Annotated in this window: 9 protein-coding genes and 2 pseudogenes; 1 reads left to right on the top strand and 10 read right to left on the bottom strand. The window is 23.4% G+C overall.

The genetic code is table 11. The annotated features are described in order from the left end of the window. The 3 genes and pseudogenes from OMES3154_RS06410 to OMES3154_RS06400 all read right to left on the bottom strand — a co-directional run. A pseudogene (locus tag OMES3154_RS06410) lies at positions 1–615 on the bottom strand (hypothetical protein); the annotation flags it as partial. Positions 616–629: 14 nt separating this feature from the next. After that, a complete protein-coding gene (locus tag OMES3154_RS06405; RefSeq protein WP_156683978.1) occupies positions 630–1,409 on the bottom strand; it encodes a hypothetical protein in 780 nt (259 codons plus the stop codon). A gap of 99 nt (positions 1,410–1,508) precedes the next feature. Then, positions 1,509–4,187 carry a coiled-coil domain-containing protein gene (locus tag OMES3154_RS06400; RefSeq protein WP_156683977.1) on the bottom strand — a complete coding sequence of 893 codons (2,679 nt, stop codon included), beginning with the start codon at positions 4,185–4,187 and terminating at the stop codon, positions 1,509–1,511. 162 nt (positions 4,188–4,349) lie between these two features. Between OMES3154_RS06400 and OMES3154_RS06395 the strand changes: the two genes are divergently transcribed. Continuing rightward, positions 4,350–5,705 (top strand): ISNCY family transposase, encoded by a 1,356-nt coding sequence (locus OMES3154_RS06395; RefSeq protein ID WP_156683976.1) that lies wholly within the window; start codon positions 4,350–4,352, stop codon positions 5,703–5,705. A gap of 599 nt (positions 5,706–6,304) precedes the next feature. On the opposite strand, the gene OMES3154_RS06390 is transcribed toward OMES3154_RS06395, so the two are convergent. The 7 genes and pseudogenes from OMES3154_RS06390 to OMES3154_RS06360 form a co-directional block, all read right to left on the bottom strand. Further along, a complete protein-coding gene (locus tag OMES3154_RS06390) occupies positions 6,305–6,580 on the bottom strand; it encodes a type II toxin-antitoxin system RelE family toxin (protein WP_156683975.1) in 276 nt (91 codons plus the stop codon). Next, positions 6,580–6,807 (bottom strand): DUF6290 family protein, encoded by a 228-nt coding sequence (locus OMES3154_RS06385; protein ID WP_156683974.1) that lies wholly within the window; start codon positions 6,805–6,807, stop codon positions 6,580–6,582. The genes OMES3154_RS06390 and OMES3154_RS06385 overlap by 1 nt, the downstream gene beginning before the upstream one ends. Before the next feature lie 414 nt (positions 6,808–7,221). After that, the gene (locus OMES3154_RS06380; protein ID WP_156683973.1) at positions 7,222–7,539 is read right to left on the bottom strand and encodes a hypothetical protein; all 318 of its coding nucleotides are present in this window, start codon (positions 7,537–7,539) and stop codon (positions 7,222–7,224) included. Positions 7,540–7,560: 21 nt separating this feature from the next. Further along, positions 7,561–8,055 (bottom strand): hypothetical protein, encoded by a 495-nt coding sequence (locus OMES3154_RS06375; RefSeq protein WP_156683972.1) that lies wholly within the window; start codon positions 8,053–8,055, stop codon positions 7,561–7,563. Between the two features lie 12 nt (positions 8,056–8,067). After that, the gene (locus OMES3154_RS06370) at positions 8,068–8,499 is read right to left on the bottom strand and encodes a hypothetical protein (RefSeq protein ID WP_156683971.1); all 432 of its coding nucleotides are present in this window, start codon (positions 8,497–8,499) and stop codon (positions 8,068–8,070) included. Between the two features lie 88 nt (positions 8,500–8,587). Further along, positions 8,588–10,060: a hypothetical protein gene (locus OMES3154_RS06365; RefSeq protein WP_156683970.1), complete on the bottom strand. Its 1,473-nt coding sequence runs from the start codon at positions 10,058–10,060 to the stop codon at positions 8,588–8,590. Between the two features lie 169 nt (positions 10,061–10,229). Continuing rightward, positions 10,230–10,439, bottom strand: a pseudogene (locus OMES3154_RS06360) (toxin-antitoxin system YwqK family antitoxin); the annotation flags it as partial.

The following is a 10,439-nucleotide window of genomic DNA, read 5'->3' as shown; positions in this document are numbered from 1 at the left end:
ACCTTCTTTTACACCGTTTACATAATTTCTTTCTTCTCTACTTCCATCAGCCCAATAATATGTTGCTTTCCCTTCTACTTTATTATTTCTATAATTTCTTTCTTCTCTATCTCCATTTGACCAATAAAATATTGATTTACCTTCTTTTACTCCATTTACATAATTTCTTTCTTCTCTATCTCCATCTGCCCAATACATTATTGATTTACCTTCTAATTTATTATTTCTATAATTTCTTTCTTCTCTATCTCCATCTGCCCAATACATTATTGATTTACCTTCTATTACATTATTAGCAGCTGTCATTTCTTCTTTATCTCCATTAGGCCAATAAGATATTACTTTACCTTCTATTACACCATTTACATATTTTCCTTTTTGTTCCTGTCCATCAGTTCTATGTATTATGAATTCTCCTTGTATCACACCATTTACATAATTTCTTTCTTCTATATCTCCATCTGCCCAATAATATGTTGCTTTCCCTTCTTTTGTACCATTTACATAATTAACTTTTTCTCTATCTCCATCAGGATATTGTTCTAATTTAATTTCAGAAAACCCTATATTAGATATAAATAATATCCCTATAATTACTTTAAAAATTTTTTTCATAAATTTCTCCTTTTTTATTTATTTTTCATAAATTCTTTTATATATTTTTCAACTTCTCTTTTTACTTCTCTATCTATATATTTTTTTATTTCTTTATTTTGTTTTTCTAAATAATTATATACAGTTTCCCCTGTGACACCATGTCTTGCTCTATCTAATTCTGGTGTAGCATCTTTTGTATCATCTTTTGCTTTGATTTCCCCTATATTAAATTTATATAAGTCTTTTGCTTCAACATATCCATCACCAAATTTGAAATCATCTTTCTTTAGTATTTCTGGAGTTAATTCATCTACATTTTCTGAAATAACTTGTCTATATACACCTCTTTCTCCATTTTCGGTATATACATTATATACTTTTTTAGTTTCTACATCATATACATACATAAATAATGGAGTATTGTTAAGTTCTTCCCCTTTTCCTAAATCTGGTCTACCTACAACAAACCCAAATCCATCTGTCATACCATCGGTTCCTTCTTTACCTTCGTATCTAGATAAATCTAACTCATCTTTGTTGGAAATTTTATCCGAAAATACTATTGTTTTTTTATTAGCTATTTCTTTAGGTATTAAAAATTTACCTTTTAATTGATATATTTCTTTATCTATACCTGTACCATCCCCATTTACTAATGTGACTCCATCTAATAATGGGTTATATATTTCTACATCTATTTTTTCAAAAGTTGATAAATCACCTGTGGGTATTGTATCATATGCATTATCATACCCTGCTGCAAATGCTCCTATTGATACTAATGCTGCTATTCCTAATATAAATTTTTTCATAATTTATTTCTCCTTTTCTTTTTTTAATTTCTAAATTTATTATACTTTTAAAACAACAAAAATCAACAAATTTTAAAAATAAATTTTATTTTATCATTTTTATTTTTTAAAACTAAATATATCATTTATAATATCTTTACTATTTTTCATTATTGTTTGCACTTCAGCAACAACTTTCATTACATTCATAGTGACAAAACTAATTAAACTTATATTTTCTTTACCATATTCTTTTAATTCTTCTTCATACTTCATTTTTTCAGTATCAACCTTAATTTCAAAAGCAGAATCTACTGTATTCATACTTACATTAGATAATTCATTATATATTTCATCATCTTCATAGATTTTAGCTATCTCTAATATATCATAATAACTTTCTATAAAATTATCTATTACTAATTCTTCTGCATCTTTTTTTATAGCTATTAATTCTTTTATATCTTTAATTTCTTTAATAGTATTATCTACAATACCTATTTCTTTTGATATTTCTAATAGCTCTTTATTTTCAGTTTTTAATTCATTTATATATTCTTCTTTAACTTCTTCTAATAATTTATTTTTATAATCTTCTATATCTATATCACTCAATGTGATTTTACTAGATAACTCATTTTTTATGCCTTTAATCTCATCATCATCTAATTTAACATTACTTCTTAAATATTTTTTTCTCTTATTTATATCTTTATCTGTAATCTTAATATCACTTAACAATTCACTCTTTTTCTCTAATATTTCAAATTTATATAACTTTACTTCTCTTTTTAATTTATCCTTTTGATTATTTTTTTCATCTTCTGATAATTTGATTTCAGATAATAAATTTTCTTTTATATTATTACTTTCATTTAATTTAAAATTTTCAATATATTCATTTAATTTATTTTTAGCTATTAATTCTGCTTTTGTATCTGATAATTCTTCTAAATTCTCTTTAATATTTTTATTTTCTAAAGTGAGTGTTTCTTTTGTATTTTCAAAATTTTCTTTTTCCAAATTTAACTCATTTTCTTTAACTTCTAAATTTTTACTTAATTCTTCTAACCTAGTTTTTTCAGAAAGTTCATAGTTCATTGAATAATTATTTAGTACATTATATACAATATCATTTCTTTGGCTATATAAATCTATATTAAATGAAATTCCAAATATTTTTTTAGAATAATCATTTAATTGATCCGATATATTTTCAAGTAAATCTTTTACTTCTTTATCTTTTCTATCTCTATATTGAGTTTTATATTCTTCTAATTCCTTATCTTTTTTATTTTTATAACTTCTATTAGCTTTAATTAAATCATCATTAGTATATAATCTAGTTTGTACTATGTTATATATTTTATCTTTTTGTTCTCCTGTTAAAATATAATTACCTGTCAATTTACCTAGCATTGTCTTTTGTGGTTCTATATTGTCCAATATATTTTTACTTTCTCTAATTAAATTAGTATCAGTATATTTATAAAAATCATAAGTTTCTTTTTTTATATCTTCTAGTTCTATACTTTTTTGTTTTTTTTCAGTTTTTAAGTTATTTATATCTTTATTAATCTCTTCTTTTTGGCTTTCTAGCTCTATATACGGCTTATAGGCGATTTCTTTTGCAATTTTGATATAATCATTGCTTAACTTCAAATTGAAGTCGTATTGGGGATTCTGTGGCTCTTTAAATTTATTTTTCCAAGTATCTCTATCTAATTCTAAAAATTCTTGTTTTAATTTTTCTCTATTTTGTTTTCTAATGTATCTATATACTTCATTTTCAGTTAAATCTATACCATTTTGTATTTTATATTCTATTTCCTTGTTTTCTCTCTCAATGGTTTCTTTAATCTCATAATGATTTTTAGATTTTCCATCGTAAACAGGCTCTGTACTATTTTTTACAAATAATACTTCTTCGCCTCTTATTTCAGTAGCTTTTTCACATAATTTTTTTATAAATTTATGTTCTTTATTAAATTCATATAATTTATTTTGATAATCTTTATATGAATTTTTTTTAATAGCAAATGGATTATCATTTCTTATATAAGCATATTTCTTTTCAGTCGTTTTATTTCTAGGCTTATAATTTTTAATTATATTCTCCTTATTTTCTTCTACCCATTTAATTTTAGCTTCCTTATACTCTTTTTTATTTTTAGGGTCTACATAATCATCAGTCCCTTTTAATTTATTATTATACCTAGTAAATTGTTTTCTAGATATTTCTTCAAATAATTTAGGATCTTCTTCTAAATTTTTATTGGCTAGTGTTTCATTAGATACTTCACTTCTAAAAATTCCCATAAGTTGTAAATGTGGAGTAAACTCATCAAATTGTATTACTTCGCTTAATGTAATAAAACTATCTCCCATATAATCTTTAATAAAATCTGAAAGGTCTTTATAATATTCTACCCACTCATCTTTTTCCATTAAAAAAGTTAAATTGATACCCCCTAAATTTACAAAATTAGTTGCTTGTATAGTTGGTGTTGTTGAATATATATCTTCATACTTACTATTTTTACTATTTAAGTTATAATCAGTATTTTCTATTATTTTTTCATATTCTTTAATATCAAATTTTTTTAATATTAAATTTTCACTAGATAAATTATGATTTATATCTTTATTCTTTTGTTCTCCTATTCTTTCATACTCATTAGCAATATTAGATACAGAATTTTTAGTTCCTGAATTTTTACTACTTTGAGTTTTAAAATTAGAAAATGTTTTAATTTGTTTTCCAACTGCCATATTATCATCTCCTATGTAAAACGTCAAAATTATTGACCCCTTTTTCAAAATCAAAATTATGACCCCTTTTTGTAATCCTTTTTAAAAGGCATTGCATCTATTTAATAATAGTATAAAATTGTATTAGAATTTAAAAATTATGAACCATTAATATTGTGGTTCTTTTTTATGTATTGGAGGTTTTAATTAATGACAACAGAAGAAAGAAAAAGAGCTAAAGCTTTTGCTAAAGATTTGATTTTAAAAGGAAGAAAACTTAAAGATATTGAAAGAATTACTAATCTTTCTAAATCAACTATTAAAAGAATTAAAAGAAGTATTAAAGATGATAAGCCTAATATATCTAAACAAGTAGGTCGTAAAAGAGCTTTAACTGAAGATGAAGAAAATATCATCATTACATTTTACATAGAGCATGCTTCTTCATTTAATTTTAAACATTTTTATGAACACTTTGTAATTAATCAAATGGGATACAATATATCTTATCCAACACTTTTAAGAATATTTAAAAAGAGAAAAATTACAAGTCCTGAATCAAGAAAGCAGACTTTAAGATCATATAAAAGAAGTGATGTTGATAATAAAGGTGTTAATGAAAATATAAGCGAACTTAGTGATAAAGAAATATCGTTTAAACATGAATTATGTGCTAAATATGCACATCCTTACGTTTCTGCTCCAAAATATTTTGGTGAAATTGTTGAAACTGATGCTTCTATTCATTTATGGTTTAATAACAAAAAAGCAGCCTTACACATTTTTGTGGATAAAGCTACATCAATAATACTAGGTGCACATTTTGAAGAGCAAGAAACGCTTAAAGGCTATTATACAGCATTTAAACAGGTACTCATTAACTACGGCATACCTTATCAATTAAAAGCTGATAATAGAACTGTATTTAAGTACAATGAAGATTCTGAAAAGAAAACTAATTTTGCAATTATGTGTAATTTCTTAGGAATTGATTTAGTTACTACTTCAGTAGCACAAGCAAAAGGAACTGTAGAAAGATGCTTTAAAACATTGCAATCTAGACTAGCATCAGAACTTAATTTTTATGGAATTAAGACTATTGATGAAGCTAATAATTATCTTGCAGGATTTTTAAAAGATTACAATTCAAAGCTTCTTTCTAAATTAGATGATATAGGAAATCGGTTCGTAAATCAAGAATATAATGAGGATAAACTAAATAAAATATTATCTGTATTTAACCAAAGAATAGTTTCGGGCCATTGCATATCTTATGAAAAGAAAAAATATATTCCGTTAAAACATAATGGTGAAAAGATGTATTTGTACAATAAAACAAAGGTAGTTGTAGTAAAATCACTTGTTGACACATTACATATATTACTTGAAAATCAAATTTATGACCTTGTTGAAATTGAAGATTATGAAGAATTTTCAAAGAACTTTAATGAAAAGAAGGAAGAAGAACCTAAAGAAAAAGAAAAATATATCCCTCCAGCAGATCATCCATGGAGAAAATTCTTTAAAAATTTATTTGATGAATTAACTAAAAAAAGAAAAAAATGAGTCATGTTCAATTGACTCATTTGTATATTTTGATATAAATTTTCTCCCCCCAAAAAGGGGTCATAATTTTGATTTTAAAATGCACTTTTTAGGGGTCAATAATTTTGACGTTTTACATTTCCAACTGCCATATTATCATCTCCTATTGATTTTTTTTATTTTTTGGTATATAATATAATTACTAAACAGGTTTAGAAAAATGAAACGATGCATAATGGCATATAAATAGAGTTGGTCACTCTATTTTTTTTTATATCAGTTATGATATAATAACTATGCCATTATTTTTTCCTTTCTGAAAAGGAGGTGAAAAAACAATGTATCGTTTCATAATAAAAATAATGATTTTCATAATTATATTTATAGTGTTCGCACAAATAAGTATGTAATGAAAAGAATTTTTTAGAGAGGCTAACCACCTCTCTTTTTTTAAAACAACTAAAATCATATTATAATATTCTATTGAATTTTTTGTTTTTTTTTGTATATAATACAATTACAAAACTAGTTTTGATAAATAAATTAAGCATTTCAAAAAATGGCAATAGAGTTGACTACTCTATTTTTTTATAAAAAAATAAAGGATATAATTTTAATCCTTATTTTTTATATATCTCTTTCCTATGCCCTATTTCAAGGATAACTATTATTAATTTATAATCTTGAATTTCACAAATAATCCTATAATCTCCAACTCTATATCTCCATAATCCTGTTAAAGTCCCTTTTAAAGCCTTTCCATTTCTACGCGGATTAGTTGTATATATTAAATTTTCAATAATCCATTTTTTTATAAGTTTAGCTTGATATTTATCTAATTTTTTTAAATTCTTTTTGGAATCTTCTGTAAATTCAACTATATATTTTTTTTCCATTATATTCCTAATTCTTCAAACACTGATTCTGCTGAATATTTTTTTTGATTTTTACTATCTTGCCAAACTTTATAAATTCTCTTTTCTTCTACTTCATCAATATCATCGTATATTTTATCTAAAATCAAACTTCTGACAAACGATGACATATTTATATTATTTATTTTAGTATATTCTTTTACTAATTTTAAATCTTCTTCCTCTAATCTTAATGATAATACTGCCATTTTTATCTCCTTCTTTCTGTAATATTTATATTACAATTATACCTTTTATTTATTTTCTTTTCAATATATTTTAATTAAAAAAAAATATATATAACCACATTTTAAAATTTTATTTATAAAATTTTAGAAATGGGGAACTGCCAAAGGCAGCACTTGGTGTATAGATAAAATTAAGTCTAGCAAAAACTTAAAATTTAACTCTACACCAATTCATAATTTGAAAAAATATTTTTTATTCTAGGGATGCCTAGATTATAAAAAATTATTTTGGAAAATTATGAAAAAGGGTCAAGGGGCATAGCCCTTTGCACGTTGGGGACATAAGCGAAAAAACGCAGTTTTGTAGTCTTGTCCCATAACGTGCCTATGAGACATAATTATCTCTAAAATTAAAAGCAGAAATTAATCTGCTTATCATATTGTATAGCTTTCTTCATTTGATATTTCTATATCATCTACATCTTCTATATCTTCTATATCTTCTATATCTTCTATATCTTCTATATCTTTTATATCTTCTATATCTTTTATATTAATATACCCTTCTTCATTATAAATATATATTACTTCTACTTTATTAACTAATCTATTATATTGAATACTAAACTTATCTTTTAATTTTTCTAAGTTTTCTATATATAATTTAGCTTCTATTTCATCTAAAAAAAACATTCCATCATAAGTTAAATACCCCTTTATTTCCCTATTATCATTGTATAAAATATCATACATTTAATCTACCCCTTTCTTAATTTATTTATCATTTATTCTTAAACTTATAAATTCATTCAATTCTTTTCTAATTCCAAAATAATTATCAAATTCATATCCTAATATATCACCTTCTTCATTAACTAGTAAATAATAAATATTATCATTATATTTAACACTATAATATTCTATCTTCTTATCATTTATTGTTGTATTATCACAATATAGATAGTTAGTTAATTTCAAACTAATTTCTGACAAATTATTCTTAATAAAAATATTTCTAATAACATCTATATTCTCTTTTAATATTTTATTCTTTATATATTCATTATTTAATTTAAAATCAAATAATTCATAATCTTCAACTTTATGTAATATATTATAATACTCTTCAATATTATATTCTTTTCCTAAAAGAAAATCAATATGCCTTTCTAATTCAGAAATATCTTCAAAAAGTTTAAAATCATCAGTAGCATACTTTATATTCCCTTTTTCATCCTTAACTTCATATATTTTATAACCTTTATACATAGTTAATCTCCTTTAAAATATACCTAAAAATTTTTTTCTTTTCTTTTGCTCTTTTGAAGTTTCTAATAATAATGTATTATTTTGAGTCATAGCTGTCATTTGTTGTTGCATACCTATTATTATAGTTTGTTTTTCAGAATTTTCACGTAATAAATTTTCTATTTGTTTTTCTAAACCCTTTATTTCATAAGACTTACCTTGTAATTCTGAATTTAATCTTTGAATTTCTATTTCTTTTTCTGCAAGTAATCTTTCATATATTACATTATTATTTTCAGATATTTCAGTTTTCATTTCATGTAATTTCACATAATTTCTTGACCCTACTTTTATAAGTTCAAAATTAGCATTACCTTCATTAGCCCAATTTTTTACAGTATTTGTAGATACTCCAAGACTATTAGCATACTCTTTTATAGGTAATAAATTTTTCATATTTTTCATTTTAATTTCACTCCTATCTGAAAATAAATTTCTTAAATTTCGTAAATTTCACATTATTTTATAATATTATACCTCTATTTTTTTTATTTTACCACCATTTTATAACTGTATGTCGTGAAATTCCCAATTCTTTTTCGCATTGATATTTATTTCCATTTGGATTTTTAATTTTCCATTGTTGTATTATATCTTTTTTATTTTTTCTAGGCTTTTTATCTTTTGCCCCTTTGGGTCTACCTTCTTTATTTCTCCAATTTGAATTTGGATCATCTAATTCTTGTAGCATTCTAGCCCCTTTTAAATGTATTTCTTGTTTTCTTCCATTTCTTTTGTTTGCTGGTATTAATACTCCTGTTAATTTTTCTATATCTTTTCTTGGAAATGTCCTATAATTTTCTTTAAAGGCTGCTAATGAATCTTTTATATCATCTTCTGTAAAATGATTATCTTCATTAGTTGTAAGACTTTCCATTTTTTCTAATAATTTATACGCATCATTTAATAATTCTTCTTCTGATATATTACATTTTAAAGCATACATAGACAAAGCCATTAAAGTGAAATATCTATGTCCTTCTCTGATTTCTTCACTATAACATTTACGAAGCCACCAATCATATAAATCCCTTTTTATATGCCAGGTTCCTTTTTTTTGACCTTTCACAATTCTTCTTTCGTACCAATCAGGATATTTTTCTTTTGCTTCCTTTAAACTTAATTTTTTTCTTTTATAAATTGCATTTTCAATAATATGTATCTCATCTTCTTTTAATCTTTTTTTAGGGTCTTTTATAAATCCATTTAATTCTGATACTGTATAATATTTTCTATTTGTTGCAAATGCTTGTACTTTTTCTCCAAATTTAGTTTTGGTATCAGGCAATCTAAAACCTTGAAATATACCTTGAAATTGCTTGGTTTTTATATTAGAAGTATAACTATTCCAAATAATATCAGTTAATTGATATTTAAAATCTTTAAGTAAATATTTTATATTCTCAAATAAAGAAATTGGTTTATCAAATAAATAATATAAATGTACTCCATTACCACTATTTACAATAATATTAGCTGTTGGGATAAAACCTGTTTTCATTTGATGTAATATATCTTCTATTTGTTGTTTTTCAACTCCATCTACATCAAAAGCTAAACCATAACAAGTTCTAGAATTATTTGAATTTCTAGTTCTTCCAATATAAGTAATTGGACTTGTAATAACAAAATTAGCATCATAAAAATCGCCTAAAATTTCTAAATCATTAGTAATTATATAATTATTACTACAACTAACTTCTTTTTCTTCACCTTTATCTTTAATTTTTTTAGTATAAGCACCTATCTCTACACATATTGCATTATACTTTCCTTTTGTATAGTCTTCTCCTTTAACTCTTTTATCTTCAAAAGGTAATTCATTATTTCTACTAAATACTTTGATAAAAAATTCTTCTAAACCTATTTCTTCATAATTTACTTTATTATTATATTTAATTATATTATTTTTATAATTAAATAATTCTATTTTTCTATCAATATTTTTATATTTTATTTCTTTCATATAACTCCTATTATATATTATTTAAAAATTAAAAACCCCTACCTCACTAACATAGTTATAGTGGCGTTATATTATCAATACAGTTTTTATTACACATATATTGTACCGTAATTTAAATATAACGTCAACAAAAAAAGCAGAAATCTTTCTGCTTAATTTAAATATATTTTTATTTTATTCTTTCACCATTTTTATATATGCTTTCCTCTATATTTCCATTTACCTGATAATATGTTGCTTTTCCTTCTTTCTTCCCATTTACATAATTTCTTTCTTCTCTATCTCCATTTGACCAATAAAATATTGATTTACCTTCTTTTACTCCATTTACATAATTTTTTTCCTCTATATCTCCATCTGCCCAATACATTATTGATTT

The organism is Oceanivirga miroungae, from assembly GCF_902505095.1.
GTDB lineage: Bacteria > Fusobacteriota > Fusobacteriia > Fusobacteriales > Leptotrichiaceae > Oceanivirga > Oceanivirga miroungae.
This window is presented reverse-complemented; position numbering and strand designations above follow the sequence as displayed.